Consider the following 18,013-nt stretch of genomic DNA (forward strand, 5'->3'; position numbering starts at 1 on the left):
CACAAATAAGCACGTTTTCAATAACTTAGATAATAAAGCTATAAACAGACTTTTTAACAATTAATTTGTTAATTTTTTGTAATGATTCAATAAATTTAAGGTAGAAGTATCATGATTTGCGAAATCCTCATTTTCAAATTCTTTTAAAATTTTTCCTGCTAATTGCTTTCCAAGTTCCACACCAAACTGGTCGTAGCTAAAAATATTCCAGATAATTCCTTGTACAAATATTTTATGTTCATACATCGCAATTAGTTTTCCTAAGCTTTCTGGCGAGAGTTTATCTACAAAAATAGTGTTAGTTGGCTTATTTCCAGCGAACACTTTAAAAGGTATTAATGTTTTTTCTGTTCCTTCAGCAATAACTTCGCTTTTATCTTTTCCGTTTAAAAGCGCTTCTGTTTGTGCAAAGAAGTTAGACATAAGTTTGTCTTGATGGTCTTTATTACCATGTAACGATTTAGCAAATCCGATAAAATCTGCTGGAATAATTTTTGTTCCTTGATGAATTAGTTGAAAAAAGGCATGTTGTGCATTTGTTCCTGGTTCTCCCCAAATAATGGTTCCGGTTTGGTAATTTACTAGATTGCCATTTCTATCGACACTTTTCCCATTGCTTTCCATAATACCTTGTTGTAAATAGGTAGCAAATTGATTTAGGTATTGTGAATACGGAATTACAGCTTCACTTTCGGCTTTAAAAAAGTTATTATACCATACACTAATTAGCGCAAGCACTACTGGAATATTGCTTTTAAAATCTTCGTTTTTAAAATGGGTATCCATTTTATTTGCTCCTAGAAGTAAGTTTTCAAAATTCTCATTTCCTACCGACAAACTAATGGTTAAGCCTACAGCACTCCAAAGAGAAAAACGTCCGCCAACCCAATTCCACATTGGAAAAATATTATTTGCGTCTACACCAAAGTCTTTTACTTTTTCAATATTAGTAGAAACAGCCACAAAGTGTTTTGCGATATCTTCTTGTTTCCCACTTTTTAAAAACCAATCTTTTAATGTCGTTGCATTCGATAGGGTTTCTTGTGTTGTAAATGTTTTAGAAACAATTACGAATAGTGTAGTTTCTGGATTTAGTTTTTTTATGACTTCGTTTACATGATCGCCATCTACATTACTTACAAAATGTGTGGTTAAATGATTTTTGTAATACTGAAGCGAATCTACCACCATTGCAGGACCAAGGTCTGAACCTCCAATACCAATATTTACTATATCTGTAAATGCTTTGTTGGTATATCCTTTTTTATTTCCAGAAATAATAGTTTCCGAAAAATCTTTTATTTTTTGTTTTACCGAAAATATTTCCGGCATAACATTAACACCTTCCACTTTAATATTGGCGTCTTTCGGCGCTCTTAAAGCCGTGTGTAAAACTTCTCTTTTTTCCGTTTCGTTTATTACTTCACCAGAAAAATAAGCTTGCATTGCTTCTTTTAGCTTCACCTCATCTGCTAATTTTAATAGCAGTTCGAAAGTTTCTTCGGTGATTCTATTTTTCGAAAAGTCGACATAAAAATCTTCCCACGAAATGGTAAATTTGTTTGCTCTTTTTTCATCTTGAGCAAATAAATTTTTCATTTCAACATCTTGCACATTTTTAAAATGTTTTTCAAGATTTTTCCAAGCTGTAGTGGTGGTTGGGTTAATTTTTGGTAATGCCATAGAGTTACTTATTAACTTGCGTAATTGCATTTGTATTATCAAACACTTCTTCTAATTTCTCTTCTATTTCTGGAATTTTATATTGAATATTATCCAGTTGCAATTTTAGAGGTTTAATAAACTCTAGATATTTTACTTTTAAGCTATCTGAAATTGGTTCGGCTTCCGGAAGCTTTTGTTTAAAAGGATCTACTTCTTTTCCGTTTTTCCAGAAACGATAACACACATGAGGTCCTCCAGTATTTCCCGTCATACCGATCCAGCCAATAACATCTCCTTGTTTTACAAACTGTCCTTTTTTAACCTTTTGGGCTTTCATGTGAAGGTATTGCGTTTCGTAAGTGGCATTATGTCTTATTTTCACAAACTTTCCATTACCGCCACGTCTAGTAGATTCTGTCACCGTTCCGTTTGCGGTTGCAAGAATTGGTGTTCCAATAGCTGCTGCAAAATCGGTTCCTCTATGCGGACGCAATCTATTACCGTAATATGCAATACGACGTTTTAAATTATAACGGGATGAAATTCGGCTAAATTGAACTGGTGCTTGTAAAAAAGCACGACGTAAGTTCTTTGCTTCTTCATTAAAATAATCGGAAACTCCTGTTACGCTATCCGTTTCAAATTCAAAAGCATAAAAAGGCTCGTTATTATGCTTAAAATATGCAGCTTTAACATCTGCAATTCCAGCATAAATAGTATCATCTATATATTTATCGGTATAAATTACTTTAAAAGCATCCCCTTTTTGAAGACGTCTAAAATCTATAGTCCAAGGATAAATTTCATCTGCTAGTTTGTAGGCTAAACGCACGCTGATATCTTGATCACTTAATGCTTCGGAAATATTAGAAGTAATAACTCCTGCAACTTCTTTTTCTACATACTTTATAGGTTTCCTACTGGTATATGCATGAATCGAATCTTGAAAGTTTATAACTACGTATTCTTCTTTATTCGGTTGGTAAATAAAGCAGTTTGGCTTTTGTAGCGAATCTCCTTTGGTGCATAGAAGTGTGTATGGCTTACCTACCTGAAGTTTTCGGATATCGAAAGTATCTTTTGTTTTTTCTGCTATTTGAAAGATATGCGAAAAGCTGATACTGTTTCTTTGTAATATTTCACCAAAACTATCTCCTTTTTGGATGGTATCCCTTTTAACAATATAGTCATCAAGATTGAATCCAAATTCTAAAGTTTGTTCTGGCTCTTCTACTATTGCTATTTCTTCTGATATTATCTCTTTTGGTTCTTGTTTACAGCTGTAAAATAAACTAATAGTTGCAAAAGCAATTATACATCTGTTCCCCAATCTTTTAATTCTTGCTCGCTCCATAGTTCCGGAAAAAATATTCTTCTTTGGTATTTAGGATGCATATACTTAACCCATTCACTTCCACCTGTTGCTTCCGCAGTTTTACCACCAATATTTAGGTAGTGATTTGCTGTATTATAATGAGCCATAACCCATTTAATATTCACAGTATGGTCATAATGACGCATTGCATCTATTAATTGTTTGTCTTCTTTAACACTTTGCGGTAATGCTTTAAACTTTGTGTAAAGATTATGTGTGTTATAAAATTTTGTAAATCTAATAAATTCGTCTTTATATCTATCTTCAAAAACTGTTAATAAATAGCTTTTCTTCCCAGTTTTATAGTCTTTTCCTGCTGCTTGCCAATATAAATGGTCAAAAGCATGTTCATACGGTGTATTTCTATCGATTGTATCTCGAAATCTATTATCGATTAGATTGATAAGTTCTGTAGAAGCGAATTCAATTTTTCTGTATTGTGCACTTTGAAATCCGCTAGCCGGTGTTAAGGTATTTCTGAATTTATTATACTGCTCGACATCCATTCCATCTTTCATAATTACAAAAGAAGAAGTAAGCATATCGAAATAACGACTTACCCGCATTAATTTGTCTGTAAAAAAAACAGCATCAAGATCTTCTTTATTTGCTACTTGATCAATCTCCCAAAGTATCATTTTAAATAACAGCTCATTAATTTGATGATACATAATAAACACCATTTCATCTGGTAAAACAGAACGTTGGGTTTGTAGATCTAATAATGCGTCTGTTTGTATATAATCCCAATAATTTATAGGCTTACTATATAACAAGCCTTGTAAATGCACGTCTAAGTCTTGGCCTATATTATCGAATTTTTCTTTAAGTTGGCTAGTTATATCTTTTTCCATCAATTATTTAGTTATCTGCAATAATTTTAAAAGGGTGTTTTAGGCCTTTAAAAGCATCTAGATCTGCTCTTAGTGAACCTACTGCTAAATCTGCCTGAATACGTAAAGGTAATTTATTTTTGTCTTTTGAAACCCAAAGCGTTAAACTTTCTTCTTCTTTAAAAACACGTCCTGCCAATACATATGGTCTAAATTTGAGTGTTTTTACTTTTCCGAATTCGGTATCTAAAATTTCTTCGCCCAAATACTTTATTTTAAAACCATAGTTTTCATCGTCAAAAAACATATCTGTTTTAATTTCGTCTCCCGGTTTTAGCGTCGCAATTTCTATTTTATTTCTTAAATAATAATACATAGAAACCATGTCTTGAACATTTGGTTTTGTATCTACTACCGTTTTTCTATTCTTCCTTTTATTATGTACATGTGCTTTTCTGTTTACCTGATCAAAGTCTATTTCAATGTCTTTTTTATGACCACCTTCATCGATATCTCTAATAAACTTATACGGTAATAAAGTCGTTTTATCAAAATAACTCTCATACCTATCTTTTACTTTAAAAAACCATTTAATAGCTCCTGTGGTCCAACCTTTACCAACCACGTGATACACAGGCTTTCCATCTATAGTGTCGTCTTTGACGGTTAGCGTTGCATTTCCTGCCTTTAGGAAACCACTGTAGCTCATTTCAAAACGAAACCATTCTCCTGCTTGAAAAGCGCTATCTTCTTGCGCTTGAGTAGTACCGATAGTAACCACTGCAAGTACTATTATTATTAATTTTTTCATATCCATATTGGTTGTAAATGTAACTTGCTATCTTACATTATATTGTTATGGTTTGATAATTACAATTACTATTCCAAAAGTAAAAAAACAAAAAACTCTAACGATATAAATGTTAGAGTTTTTAATGAACCGTATGTTAAATATTTGTTACAACGTTCCTCTTTTTTCTTGTTCTCTTTCAATAGACTCAAAAAGCGCTTTAAAATTTCCTGCTCCAAATCCGCGAGCTCCCATTCTTTGAATAATTTCAAAAAACAAGGTTGGTCTATCTTCTATTGGTTTTGTAAATATTTGCAATAAGTATCCTTCTTCATCTGCATCAATCATAATACCTAAACCTTTTAGTTTTTCGATATCTTCTCTTAACTCGTGACTAAACTCTTCTAATCTTCCAGGAACCGATCTATAGTATTCTTCTGGTGGCGTGGATAAAAACTCTACACCGTTTGCTTTTAACTGAGAAACGGTTTTTATAATATCGTCGGTTGCAACTGCAATATGCTGCACTCCTGCACCTTCATAAAAATCTAAATATTCTTCAATTTGAGAACGTTTTGCAGCTTTTGCTGGCTCGTTTATTGGAAATTTTATTCTACCGTTTCCGTTAGACATTACTTTACTCATTAATGCGGAATATTCGGTGTGAATTTGCTTGTCGTCAAAGGATAAGAAATTTTCAAATCCCATAACATCTTCATACCATTTTACCCAAACATCCATTTGATTCCAACCTACATTACCAACCATATGGTCAATATATTTTAAGCCTGCACTTGGCGGATTATAATCGGATTCCCATTTTTGAAAACCAGGTAAAAAGGCTCCGTTGTAGTTTTTACGTTCTACAAACATGTGTACTGTTTCTCCGTAGGTATAAATTCCTGCTCGCACCACTTCGCCATGTTCGTCTGTTTCTACTGTTGGCTCCATGTATGATTTTGCACCTCTTGATGTTGTTTCTTTATATGCTTGTCTAGCATCTTCTACCCAAAGTGCAACTATTTTTACACCATCTCCATGTTTTACAATATGATCGTTTATTGGAGATTTGCTATTTAAAGGTGTGGTTAGCATCAACTTGATTTTGTCTTGTGTTAACACATAACTCACCGAATCTTTAGACCCCGTTTCTAAACCTTTGTATGCATGGGATTGAAAACCGAATGCTGTCTTGTAAAAATGTGCTGCTTGTTTTGCATTACCAACGTAAAACTCTACGTAGTCTGTTCCTAAAAGCGGAAGGAAATCTTGTGCTCCTTCAAATATTTTTTCTAAACCGTAGTTTACTGATTTTATTTCTTTTTTACTCATCTGTATGTTTTTTAGAGGACAGAAAAAAGAGACAAGAAAAAAGACTTTTAGAGCTTATTTTGAAAGCCCATTGTCATTTTTTGAAATTCTTGAATTTTCATCTCCATCTTTGTTAATTCTTCTTTTGTAATGTATTTTCTTTTACTTTATTATTAACTCATAAACATTGCTTCTTTACGGATGCGTTTACTTGTTTTTAGCCCTGATTGCAGTGACATCCTTTTTTATTTTCAAAAAAGATATAACGAAAAGCAGGAAATAGCTTCTAATACTTATTTTTAGTTTTCTGCTTTGACTATTTCTTTATACTTTTTTATGGAAACGGAATCTATAATAATCGAATCACTTTCTATTTCAAACAGATCCTCTTCTGGATAATATAAGGAATCGTTTTCCCATTCGTAATACGAATCATTTTCGTTATTATTATAAGTATCCATGAGTATGGTAGAGATAAGCACGCCATAAATCATAAAATATGTTATATATAACATGGTAATAAGTCCGCTTACCGCCAAAGCCACAATATTTAAAACTTTAGCGTTGTTTACATTGGTGTAACTGAAGCTGGAGTATACGTCTGGGTTTTCTTTAAATAACCTAATACTTTTGTTCGCCGAAACTAAACCTATGATGCTTAAAATTACGGAGACTATGGAAAACAAACCACAACAGCAACCTAAAAACAAAATTACTAAAGCTATAATTCCTAATGTCATTGCAGATGAATCTGCGGGTAATTTATTTTGATTCATTTTTATACTAGTCTTCCTAAAAGGAAGGAGAATTATTTTATAATTTATTCGTTTTAAAAGAAGGAAGAAAAAAGAAGTGAGAAAAAAGATATATGTACTTTTTTAAATACATTAATTAGCATTGTTCTCGTTCTATTTTCTATATTCTTACCTCTTGATTCTATTTTATTCTAACCAAGATTTAAGGTATTCTTCGTCTGCAATTTCCATCGCTTCTTGGGTAACCATTAAAGGTTTAAAAGTATCTACCATTACCGCCAACTCATCTGTTTTGGTTTTGCCAATACTGCGCTCTGTAGCTCCTGGGTGCGGACCGTGGGGTATTCCTGCAGGATGTAAACTTATGTGTCCGGCATCAATATCATTTCGACTCATAAAATCGCCATCTACATAATATAAAACCTCATCACTATCTATATTACTATGGTTGTAAGGTGCTGGAATGGAATCTGGATGATAGTCATATAATCTTGGTACAAAACTACAAACTACAAATGCATCTGTTTCAAAAGTTTGATGCACTGGAGGCGGTTGATGAATTCGTCCGGTAATAGGTTCAAAGTCATGAATAGAAAGCGCATACGGATAATTATAACCGTCATAACCTACCACATCAAAAGGATGTGTTGCGTAGACCATTTCGAAAATATCATCTTGTTTTTTTACTTTAATAATGAAATCTCCTTTTTCATTATGGGTTTCTAGTTCTTGTGGCTGACGTATATCACGCTCACAAAACGGAGAATGCTCTAATAATTGTCCGAACCAATTTCTATATCGTTTTGGGGTATAAATTGGTCTTTTAGATTCTACAATAAACAATCTATTATCTTCGGTATCGAAGTCCATTTTATAAATAACGCCTCTTGGAACTAACAGATAATCTCCATATTTAAAATCTAGATTACCAAGATGTGTTCTTAGTTTCCCGGATCCTTTATGAATAAAGATAAGTTCGTCTGCATCTGTATTTTTATAAAAATAATCTTGAGTAGCTTGTTTTGGTGCAGCAAGAATTATGGTACAATCACTATTGGTAAGTACTGCTTTCCGGCTTTCTAAATAGTCCATTTCTGGTTTTATTTGAAACCCTCTAAAACGATACGATTGTATATGATTTGCTTTTGCTATTTTTGGAGCAACGCTGTATTGCTTTCTTATTTCTTTTACCTGTGTTGGTCTATGTTCGTGGTATGAATTTGTAGACATACCGTCAAAACCGATGGTGCCAAATAATTGTTCGGCATATAAAGTTCCGTCAGGTTTTCTAAATTGCGTGTGTCTTTTAGGTGGAATTTTCCCTAGTTTATGATAAAATGGCATTCTTTTAAAATTTAAAGTTATTACTACTTCTTTTAAAATCGAATAAAACAATGCACGATCATTCTGGATTTCTTTTCTGAAGAAATTTTAAAAAGATTAATATGTCTTGCCAAAATGGTTTCATACGTATTGTTTTTCAATGCTCCTATGAAGCATTCACTTCCTCCGTATCGAAACTTTGTTATGAATGGTTCATGTATTACAAATATCGTGAAAATTTTTGAGACTTTTTAAAACCAAAAACCAACGTTAAAAAACCACATTCTTTCTTTGATTTCTGGGGACCAAGAGTACTTTGCTTCTATTGGTCCGAAAAAGGTATCTAACGAATAACCTACTGCATAACCAGAATAATCTGGAGACGAAAACCAATTACCAGAATCAAAAAGGCCATCACCAATATTAGCATAGTTTGCCGCTAAGTTGATATGATTATTTTTAAAAATTTCATAATCTACATTTAATGTTCCTTTTACAAAACTATCTCCTACTAACGATAAAAAATCATAGCCATAGAACGATTTATAGTTATTAATGAAGTTATTTCCATAACCTCCAATTACAAAATCTAAAGACCTATTATCGTTTTCACCAATTTTAAAACCGCCTTCGGCTGTAATATTTGTGGTAATCTTATTATTAAAACTCTTTGTGTACCCAATGGTTGCTTTTCCGATAGAAAATTCTGAAAAATCGCTATTAAAATCAGAAGAATACAAGTATAAATGAAAATCACCCTCAAAGAATACACCTTCATTTGGAAAATACTTATTATCAAAAGTATCTAGTTTTAAGTTTCCGAAGAGACTAAAATAGCTACTATTATCAAAAACAGTTTCCTCCTGATTCGCATTGGTAAGTATGGTTTCTGTTTTTATTTTTAAGTGTTTATGTTCTGCACCTAATGTCAATGAGAAATCTTTTCTAAATAAGGTTTGCAAATAAAACTGATTGGTTAAATCCACTAGCTTAACATCCAGTTTATTTACATTAACAGCTAGCAGTTGTTCGTCTGTTAAAATAGTTTGTGCTTGAATATTTTGTTTAAATTGGTTGTATCTAGAATGCACACCAACACTCCAATAAAAACCTTTATCTACATAATAGTCAAAATTATATCTAATATTATCTCCAACTACAAAATCCAACGAAGCTACATCACTATTAAAAAGAATCTTTTTTTGAGTTACGTTAACTAGAACACCACTTTTATATAAGTCGTCATAATGAAGCCCTAATTTTAGCAAGGTATTTAAATTGCTTTCTTTTAGGTTCACATCCATCATATATCCATCTTTGTCTAAAGATGGTGTTAGCTTATAACTTACATTCTCAAAATTATTAGTTGCTGCAAGGTTATTTACGCCTTCTTGAAATGTGTTATAACTGATTTCTTCGTCGGGTTTAAATTTTAATTTACCCAGCACATAAGCTCTGGAGTATTTATCTATTCCATTAACATTTATTCCTTTAATTTTTAAACTGTCTATTGGTGTTATTTTGGCTAATTGCGGTTTCTTTTTTACTTGTTTGGCAACAATCTCTTTAAGCGCTTCTATATGTTTGTTTGTTTCTACTACGCCATTATCTATAATCGTTCTGCCCTCACTAAAAGACACAACACTAAAATTTGTTATATCTGGTTTAATATAAATATCTGTCTTTTTAGACTTGATTTTCATATCATTTATGGTTCTATAATTATTTATTTGAAGTAATATTTTAGTTGCAGATTGCAGTTGATCTCTCGTTGCCAAATCATCTTGCACATCTACTCCAATAATAATATCTACGCCTTTGGCTTTTAGTTCATCTATTGGATAGTTGTTTACAACACCACCATCTATTAAAACCTTATCGTCTATTCGTACTGGTTGAAACAAAGAAGGAAAAGCACCACTTGCCAGAATAGATTGCGGCAAACTGCCAGACTCTAAATACACAGCTTCTCCGTTTTCAATATTAGTGGCAACGCAGAAAAATGGAATTGGTAGTTTACTAAAATCATCAATATCACTTACATGCAAAGTTAACTTGGTAAGTAAGCTTAATGTATTTTGCCCTCGAGATAATGCTCTAGGTAATTTTACTTTAAACTTTTTAAACGGAAGTGTTATTGCATATTTTTCTGAATTATCGCGTTCATAAAACGTTTTTGCTTTACGTGGTAAGTTGTCACTAATAATATCATCAAAGTTTACACCTTTAAAAATGGAATCTATTTCTATACCAGAATAACCGGAAGCATACAAAGAACCTATAATTGCTCCCATACTTGTACCAGCAACATAATCTATTCTAATACCTAAACTATCAATAACTTTAAGCGTACCAATATGCGCAAGACCTTTTGCACCACCACCACTCAATACCAGACCTACTTTTAGATCCTCTTGTTCTAATTCTTGTGAAAAACTAAAAAGACTATAAAAAAGAAATATGAAGACTAATGCTTTGTTCATTTATTTATTATGATAATAATTATATATTTTTTCTGCTCGAGATACTCCAATAACAGCTTCCAATTCATCCAATTTTGCATTGGCAATTCGCTTTACAGATTTGAATACTTTCAATAGCTCTACTATTGTTTTGTCTCCAATTCCTGGAATACCTTCCAATTCTGTATTTAAAGCTGTTTTACTTCTTTTATTCCTGTGATGTTCTATTCCAAAACGATGTGCTTCATTACGCAACTGTTGTATAATTTTAAGCGTTTCGCTTTTTTTATCTAAATATAGTGGAATTGGATCATCTGGGTAAAATAATTCTTCCAAACGCTTCGCAATTCCGATGATCGCAATTGTTCCTCTTAAATTTAATGCATCTAAACTTTTTAAAGCCGAAGAAAGTTGTCCTTTTCCACCATCAATAATAATCAGTTGTGGCAAAGGTTCTTTTTCGTCTAACAAACGTTTATAACGTCTGTAAACCACTTCTTCCATAGAAGCAAAATCATCTGGACCAACTACCGTTTTAATATTAAAATGTCTGTAATCCTTTTTACTTGGTTTCCCATTTTTAAAAACAACACACGCAGCAACAGGATGTGTACCTTGAATATTAGAATTATCAAAACATTCAATATGTCTTGGTTCTTCACTCAAGTGCAAATCGGCCTTCATTTGCGCCATGATCCTTTTCACATGTCTATCTGGATCTGTTATTTTAATTTGTTTAAAACGATCCATTCTAAAATACTTGGCATTACGAATAGACAAGTCTAGAATATGTTTTTTATCGCCTAGTTGTGGTACCGTGATTTTAAGGTTCTCGCCAACATGTACCTCAAAAGGTACATAAAGTTCTCTGGAGTTAGAGTTAAAACGTTGTCTTATCTCTGTAATTGCTAATTCTAAAAGTTGCTGATCAGACTCATCCAACTTTTTCTTAATTTCTAAAGTGTGCGAACGTATTATAGAACCATAAGAAATTTGCATAAAATTCACATACCCAAAACTTTCATCGCTTACAATACTAAACACATCTACATTGCTAATTTTTGGATTAATAATGGTAGATTTCGCTTGGTAATTTTCAAGCACTTCGACTTTCTCTTTTATTTTTTGCGCTTCTTCAAATTGCATTTCTTCAGCAAATTGTTTCATTTGCTGTTTAAATTGCGAAAGTGAATCTTTAAAGTTTCCTTTTAAAATTTCTCGAATTGCTATAATGTTCTCATTATATGCTTGTGCCATTTCTAAACCCTCACAGGCACCTTTACAATTTCCTAAATGATACTCTAAGCAAACTTTATATTTTCCTGTTGCAATTTTTTCCGGAGATAAATCGTATTTACAAGTCCGCAATTGGTACAACCCTTTTATTAAATCTAAAAGTGTGTACACGGTTTTCATACTGGTATAAGGCCCAAAGTACTCACTACCATCTTTAAAAACCCTTCTAGTAGTAAACACTCTAGGAAAACGTTCTTTTTTTATGCAAATCCAAGGATAGGTTTTATCATCCTTTAATAACACGTTATAGCGTGGTTTATTCTTTTTAATTAAGTTGTTTTCTAACAGTAACGCATCTGTTTCTGTCTCCACCACAATATGTTTAATGCTTGCAATTTTTTTTACAAGCACTCGCGTTTTACCGTTTTCATGTGTTTTGGTAAAGTAGGAGCTTACCCTTTTTTTTAAATTCTTAGCCTTACCAACATAAATAAGAGTATCTTCTACATCAAAGTATTGGTATACTCCTGGTGCATTTGGTAAGGTTTTAAGTTGTATTTTTAAAGCAGGTTCGCCCATCTTGTAAATGTACTTATTTTAATTTTTTATAAAGAAAAAATACCCTGATTTTAACGTATAATTTTTTAATAAAAAAGAAGGTTTTTACAAATACTTAATTATTACATTGCGCCACTTTTTGAAATAGAATAAATGATTAGAAAAACAATAGGAAGAGTAGACAAAATAGACTTTCCTAAACTAGATCTATACAACATAGATGTTAAGATAGATACAGGCGCTTATACGTCTGCAATACACTGTTCGCAAATTATTGTGGATGGTGAAAATTTAAAATGCACCTTTTACAGTAAAGGACATCCTAACTTTAGCGGTAAGGAAGTAATTTTTGAAAACTTTACAAAAACCAATGTAAAAAGCAGCAATGGTTTTAAGGAAAATAGATTTAAAGTGAAATCTGAAGTCGTTTTTTTTGGAAAAACATATAAGATTAACTTAACTTTAAGCACTAGAGAGGAAATGAGATTCCCAGTACTTATTGGTAGACAATTTTTAAAACGAAAATTTTTGGTTGATGTAGACCAAGAAAACATATCATACAATTTAAAAACATTATGAACATAGTTATTTTATCGCGTAACGCAAATTTATATTCTACAAACAGATTAGTAGAAGAAGGAGAAAAACGCGGTCACCAAGTAGAGGTTATAGATCCTTTAAAGTGTGATATTATTATTGAGCAACACAAACCAACCATTTTCTACAAAGACAGATACCTAGATTATGTAGATGCTATTATTCCTAGAATTGGAGCATCTATAACTTTCTATGGTTGTGCTGTGGTTAGACAATTTGAAGAAATGGGTGTTTTCACTATTGTAACCTCCGATGCTATACAACGCTCAAGAGACAAATTACGTAGTTTACAGCGTTTAAGTAAAGCTGGAATTGGTATGCCAAAAACCGTTTTCACTAATTATTCTAGAGATGTAGAAGAAGTTATAGAACATGTTGGTGGCGTTCCTGTAATTATTAAATTACTAGAAGGAACACAAGGACTTGGAGTGGTTTTAGCAGAAACTAAAAACGCTGCTGAATCTGTACTAGAAGCTTTTAACGGACTAGAAGCTAGAGTCATTGTTCAAGAATTTATTGGCGAAGCAAAAGGAGCAGATTTACGTGCTTTAATTGTAGACGGACAAGTGGTTGGTGCAATGAAAAGACAAGGAAAAGAAGGTGAGTTTAGATCTAATTTACACAGAGGTGGAAGCGCAAACGTGATTCAACTTAGTGAACCAGAATTAAAATTAGCGCTTAATGCTTCTCGCGCATTAAAGCTTCCTGTTTGTGGTGTAGATATGCTACAATCTAGTAGAGGTCCATTAATTTTAGAAGTCAACTCGACTCCTGGATTAGAAGGAATTGAAAGAGCTACCGAAAAAAATATTGCAAAAAGCATTATTACTTATATAGAAAAAAATAGCTAGTTAATTTATGATAAACCATAATGAAACCATTACCATTCTTGGTGAAAGTATAAAACTAGGAGAAAGTAAAGAGCTTTCTTTTGAGGTTGCAAAACTACACACTTCCAACTCTGTAGATGTTCCCGTGCTTATTTCACGTGCAAAAAAGCCAGGGCCAACGGTTTTACTAACCGCTGGAATTCATGGTGACGAAGTAAATGGTGTTGAAATTATACGTCAAGTTATTGCGAAGGGAATTAACATTCCTAAAAAAGGAACTATTATATGTATTCCAATTATTAATGTTTTTGGGTTTATAAATCTTTCTAGAGATTTTCCTGACGGAAGAGATTTAAATCGTGTTTTTCCTGGCACTTTAAAAGGGTCTTTAGCAAGTAGAGTTGCTTACAAATTGATACATGAAATTGTACAAGAAGTAGACTTTATAATGGATTTCCATACGGGTGGTTCCGGACGTTTTAATGCGCCACAAATTAGAATCATTAAAGAAGATAAAGTCTTAGATGACCTGTCTAAAAAATTTGGTGCTCCCTTTATTATATACTCTAAAAACATCAATAAATCTTTCAGAAGTACTTGTCAGAAATTAGGAAAACCAATACTTCTTTTCGAAGGCGGAAAATCTTCTCATATAGATACAACCATCACTAATCACGGTGTAAATGGTATTAAAAGAGTACTGCACAGTTTAGGAATGCTCTCTGCTAAGTTTAAAGTTTCTAAACCTAAAACAGACTGTGTTTTTATTAACGAAAGCAGATGGATTAGAGCGAAATATTCTGGGATGTTTAAAGCAACCGTAGAAATAAACAGCATGGTTAAAAAGGGAGATGTTATTGGAAACATCACAGATCCATATGGCAAGTCTAACCACTTTGTGAAAGCTGATAATGCAGGGTATATCATTAACGTAAACGAATTACCAATTGTGTATCAAGGAGATGCATTGTTTCATATATCCACAGAGTTATTATGACAAAAGCCGAGTTACGAATAGCCTATAGATTACAACGCAGAAATCTAACCGAAGCGCAATTAGACGATGCCAGTTTAGAAATTGCGAATCAACTATTGCAACTAGATATTTGGAACTTTTCTTTTTACCATATTTTTTTAAGCATTACAGAACAACACGAAGTAAACACCGATTATATTTTAAACATTTTATCTGGAAAAGATAAAAACATTATACTTTCTAAAAGCGATTTCAAAACCGGTTTGCTGAAGCACTTTTTACTAACCGATAATACCATCATTAAAAAGAACACCTACAACATACCAGAGCCCGTAGATGGAATCCCTATTCCTGCCGAAAGCATGGAAGTTGTATTTGTACCTCTTTTAGCTTTTGATACTAAAGGAAATAGAGTTGGTTATGGAAAAGGTTTTTATGATACATTCTTAGCTTCTTGCAAACCAGAAACCATAAAAATCGGACTTTCCTTTTTTGAGGCAGATGCTAAAATTTCAGATGTTTTTGAAGGAGATATCGCCTTAGATTACTGTGTTACACCAAAGCAGGTGTATCGGTTTTAGTTATAATTTCTGGTATACTTTTCTTTTTCCACCAAGTAACCAGATTTCAACCCATCCTCTAATTTAAACTTTGTTTTAACAGATTCTCTTTTTCCATCTATTCTTTGCAGATATACTGAAAAATGTAAGTGCGGACCAGAAGACCAACCAATGTTACCACTTTCGGCAATGAACTGTCCTTGTTCAATTATATCTCCAGCTTTAACTTTTGCCCCTTTTGTATTAATGTGAGCGTATTCAGAAAAAGTACCATCCTTATGATATATGATAATATAGTTATTAAACTTTTCACATTCTTGTGTACTACAGTTTTTAGTATTACTATCTACCACTTTTACAACAACACCATCACGTACCGCTAGAATTTTAGTTCCAATTGGCATAGTAAAATCTAATTGATTCTTATTTTGATGCGAAAAATGACCATTATAACCTTGAGACAAACTATGGCTTCCACCTTTTTCAAACGGCAAGTTATACTCATAATCTTTGTCGTATTCGGTTAAAAAATGATCTCCATGATTATACCAGGTTTCAGAACTAACACCATATTTTCCATTTTTAATAGTAGAAAGTGTTGTTAGCTTAATATTTTTTGTATTTGCTGGTAAAAGAAATATTTTATCATTGCCTTCCGATGATTTTAAATTTTTTAATGTAAAAGAAACTTTAATAGACACAGGAACTACCTCATTATTATCTGCATAAAACTCATAACCATTTTCAATGTTTTTAAGATGGGTTTTTACGTCCATTTGAGAAAACGTATGTAATGAAATAAAAAAAACAATGAAACTTATTCGTTTTTTCATACTTTAGAATTTGAGGTATTTATTTAATCTTCTTCTTTAGAAAAAGCTTTCTTATTAAACACAATAAGCATAATAAACCCTGCGCTTATTGCCATATCGGCCACATTAAAAACAGGCTCGAAAAAAGTAAAATACTTTCCACCATAAAACGGTAGCCATTCTGGCAAGTACCCTTTCCATAATGGAAAATAAAGCATATCTACTACTTTACCATGTAATATACCATCATAACCTCCTGCTTCTGGTAAAAAGGAAGCTACTTGGTGGTAACTATCGCTAAACAATAAACTATAAAAAGTAGAATCTATAATATTACCTAAAGCACCTGCAAAAATTAAAGCAATAGCAAGAACAAGCACGTTTGGACTTTGTTTTTTAATTGCAGAAACCAACCAATAACCAATACCTACAATGGCAACAATTCTAAAAAGGGTAAGTGCTACTTTTCCTGTTCTGTCGTTAATAAAAGAAACAAAATCGCTAATCTTGGTTCCCCAAGCCATTCCGTCATTTTCTATAAAATAGATTTTAAACCAGTCAAAAACTTCCACACTTTCTCCTAATAGGAAATGTGTTTTTATATACACTTTACTAATTTGATCTATTAGCAGAATGAGGATGATAAGTATTATCGATTTTTTTAGATTCATAGTATTCCCCATGAAAATGGGAATCTTTTTAAGTTAACTCCTATTAAAAGACCTTTTGATTGCGCTCAAGGTACCATTTTAGATAAGAAACGGTTTCTACAAAAATAGGAATATTATTGACTTTTAGTTATAGTTACATTCCCATTTATAGTTTTAATTAGCACTTCATGGCTCCCTACATCTATTTCTTCTTTTGAAATAGCACCATTTTTTGAGGTAATGCTAAGTTTTGCTTGGTTTGTTTGCAAGGCAATATTTCCATCTATGGTATATATTTTTGCATCCCCTTTATATTCTTGAAAAAAGCAATTCCCACTGGAAAGACTTAAGGTTACATTTTTATATTGTCCTTTTACGATAACAGTAGCAATATTAGAATTAATTAAAAGCTCTTTGTTTTCAGGAATCACAATAACAAGTTCTATTGAAATTACTTTATGTGCACTTAATTTATCATTTGCATCCTTAAAAAGGGGTTGTATTTTTGCAGCTATGTACAGATTTCTGTTTTTATTTTCAGCAACTAAAACAATGTCTTCGTTATTTTCGCCTTCTACTCTAGAATGTATTCTAATGGTATCTACAGGTTTCGCCTCGACAACAATTTTAAACACATTTTCACCATCCACAATAATGTTTGCTATGCCATTAGCCGCAAATGATTTTTCTGTAATATGTTGCGCTTGTAGTAAGTTTGTAAAACAAAAGAGAAATATGTAAACACTGTTTTTCATTATATTAAGATGCTTCCTTTAGACTACGCTCTGTGCAGGCTATTTTGAAAGGATAAAAAGGTTATATAAATAAAAACGCTTCAAAGAAATTGAAGCGTTTTACTATTTATTTATAATAAGATCCCTGTTTTCACAGGAATTTGTTATTGCATGTTTTTCGCTTCAATACTTAAAGTAGCATGAGGCACTAATTTTAAACGTTCTTTAGCAATAAGTTTTTTAGTTACACGACAAACACCATAGGTTTTATTTTCTATTCTAATCAAAGCATTCTTTAAATCACGAATAAACTTTTCTTGTCTAATCGCTAGTTGCGAGTTGGACTCTTTACTCATCACAGCACTACCTTCATCAAAGGCTTTAAATGTTGGCGAAGTATCTTCTGTACCATTGGTATGGTTATTCATATACGCACTTTTAATAAGCTCTAAATCGTGTTGTGATTTTTGTATTTTCTCCAAAATTAGCGCTTTAAATTCTGCTAAATCTTTATCTGGGAATCTTACGTTAATATCTGTTGCCATA

Annotated in this window: 17 protein-coding genes; 4 read left to right on the forward strand and 13 right to left on the reverse strand. The window is 32.3% G+C overall.

The window, feature by feature from the left end; genetic code table 11:
• Positions 1–60: 60 nt before the first annotated feature.
• From pgi to uvrC, 9 genes are all read right to left on the reverse strand, one after another.
• Positions 61–1,683, reverse strand: a complete 1,623-nt coding sequence (gene pgi / locus ACVCXO_RS14675) for a glucose-6-phosphate isomerase (protein WP_452230343.1) — start codon at positions 1,681–1,683, stop codon at positions 61–63.
• Between the two features lie 4 nt (positions 1,684–1,687).
• Positions 1,688–3,019: a peptidoglycan DD-metalloendopeptidase family protein gene (locus ACVCXO_RS14680; protein ID WP_452230344.1), complete on the reverse strand. Its 1,332-nt coding sequence runs from the start codon at positions 3,017–3,019 to the stop codon at positions 1,688–1,690.
• Positions 2,977–3,894, reverse strand: a complete 918-nt coding sequence (locus ACVCXO_RS14685) for a tryptophan 2,3-dioxygenase family protein (protein ID WP_452230345.1) — start codon at positions 3,892–3,894, stop codon at positions 2,977–2,979. Before ACVCXO_RS14685 ends, ACVCXO_RS14680 begins: the two co-directional genes overlap by 43 nt.
• A gap of 7 nt (positions 3,895–3,901) precedes the next feature.
• Positions 3,902–4,684 carry a DUF3108 domain-containing protein gene (locus ACVCXO_RS14690; RefSeq protein WP_452230346.1) on the reverse strand — a complete coding sequence of 261 codons (783 nt, stop codon included), beginning with the start codon at positions 4,682–4,684 and terminating at the stop codon, positions 3,902–3,904.
• Between the two features lie 147 nt (positions 4,685–4,831).
• Entirely contained in the window at positions 4,832–5,995 is a 1,164-nt protein-coding gene (gene hppD, locus ACVCXO_RS14695) for a 4-hydroxyphenylpyruvate dioxygenase (RefSeq protein WP_452230347.1), read from the reverse strand.
• A 278-nt stretch (positions 5,996–6,273) separates the two neighbouring features.
• Entirely contained in the window at positions 6,274–6,750 is a 477-nt protein-coding gene (locus ACVCXO_RS14700) for a CCC motif membrane protein (RefSeq protein ID WP_452230348.1), read from the reverse strand.
• 165 nt (positions 6,751–6,915) lie between these two features.
• The gene (locus ACVCXO_RS14705; protein ID WP_452230349.1) at positions 6,916–8,073 is read right to left on the reverse strand and encodes a homogentisate 1,2-dioxygenase; all 1,158 of its coding nucleotides are present in this window, start codon (positions 8,071–8,073) and stop codon (positions 6,916–6,918) included.
• A 230-nt stretch (positions 8,074–8,303) separates the two neighbouring features.
• A complete protein-coding gene (locus tag ACVCXO_RS14710; protein WP_452230350.1) occupies positions 8,304–10,535 on the reverse strand; it encodes a patatin-like phospholipase family protein in 2,232 nt (743 codons plus the stop codon).
• Positions 10,536–12,329, reverse strand: a complete 1,794-nt coding sequence (gene uvrC, locus ACVCXO_RS14715; RefSeq protein ID WP_452230351.1) for an excinuclease ABC subunit UvrC — start codon at positions 12,327–12,329, stop codon at positions 10,536–10,538.
• A 132-nt stretch (positions 12,330–12,461) separates the two neighbouring features.
• Here uvrC and ACVCXO_RS14720 point away from each other — a divergent pair, with 132 nt between their 5' ends.
• Genes ACVCXO_RS14720 through ACVCXO_RS14735 form a run of 4 tightly spaced genes read left to right on the forward strand, consistent with a single transcriptional unit; the run spans position 12,462 to position 15,292 of the window.
• On the forward strand, positions 12,462–12,887 hold the full coding sequence (locus ACVCXO_RS14720; RefSeq protein ID WP_452230352.1) for an ATP-dependent zinc protease family protein: 426 nt from the start codon (positions 12,462–12,464) through the stop codon (positions 12,885–12,887).
• Positions 12,884–13,756, forward strand: coding sequence for a 30S ribosomal protein S6--L-glutamate ligase (gene rimK, locus ACVCXO_RS14725; protein ID WP_452230353.1), 873 nt, complete (start codon positions 12,884–12,886; stop codon positions 13,754–13,756). Before ACVCXO_RS14720 ends, rimK begins: the two co-directional genes overlap by 4 nt.
• Before the next feature lie 7 nt (positions 13,757–13,763).
• Positions 13,764–14,732 carry a succinylglutamate desuccinylase/aspartoacylase family protein gene (locus ACVCXO_RS14730; RefSeq protein WP_452230354.1) on the forward strand — a complete coding sequence of 323 codons (969 nt, stop codon included), beginning with the start codon at positions 13,764–13,766 and terminating at the stop codon, positions 14,730–14,732.
• Entirely contained in the window at positions 14,729–15,292 is a 564-nt protein-coding gene (locus ACVCXO_RS14735; RefSeq protein WP_452230355.1) for a 5-formyltetrahydrofolate cyclo-ligase, read from the forward strand. The genes ACVCXO_RS14730 and ACVCXO_RS14735 overlap by 4 nt, the downstream gene beginning before the upstream one ends.
• Here ACVCXO_RS14735 and ACVCXO_RS14740 read toward each other — a convergent pair.
• The 4 genes from ACVCXO_RS14740 to ACVCXO_RS14755 all read right to left on the reverse strand — a co-directional run bounded on the left by ACVCXO_RS14740 (position 15,289) and on the right by ACVCXO_RS14755 (position 18,012).
• Positions 15,289–16,104 carry a M23 family metallopeptidase gene (locus ACVCXO_RS14740; protein WP_452230356.1) on the reverse strand — a complete coding sequence of 272 codons (816 nt, stop codon included), beginning with the start codon at positions 16,102–16,104 and terminating at the stop codon, positions 15,289–15,291. The two genes, ACVCXO_RS14735 and ACVCXO_RS14740, sit on opposite strands and share 4 nt — an antisense overlap.
• Before the next feature lie 23 nt (positions 16,105–16,127).
• Positions 16,128–16,754 carry a lipoprotein signal peptidase gene (locus ACVCXO_RS14745; protein WP_452231160.1) on the reverse strand — a complete coding sequence of 209 codons (627 nt, stop codon included), beginning with the start codon at positions 16,752–16,754 and terminating at the stop codon, positions 16,128–16,130.
• A 113-nt stretch (positions 16,755–16,867) separates the two neighbouring features.
• Positions 16,868–17,488: a hypothetical protein gene (locus ACVCXO_RS14750; RefSeq protein ID WP_452230357.1), complete on the reverse strand. Its 621-nt coding sequence runs from the start codon at positions 17,486–17,488 to the stop codon at positions 16,868–16,870.
• 143 nt (positions 17,489–17,631) lie between these two features.
• Positions 17,632–18,012 carry a TraR/DksA family transcriptional regulator gene (locus ACVCXO_RS14755; protein ID WP_452230358.1) on the reverse strand — a complete coding sequence of 127 codons (381 nt, stop codon included), beginning with the start codon at positions 18,010–18,012 and terminating at the stop codon, positions 17,632–17,634.
• Position 18,013: the final 1 nt, after the last annotated feature.

It is taken from the genome of Lacinutrix sp. MEBiC02404 (assembly GCF_053601575.1).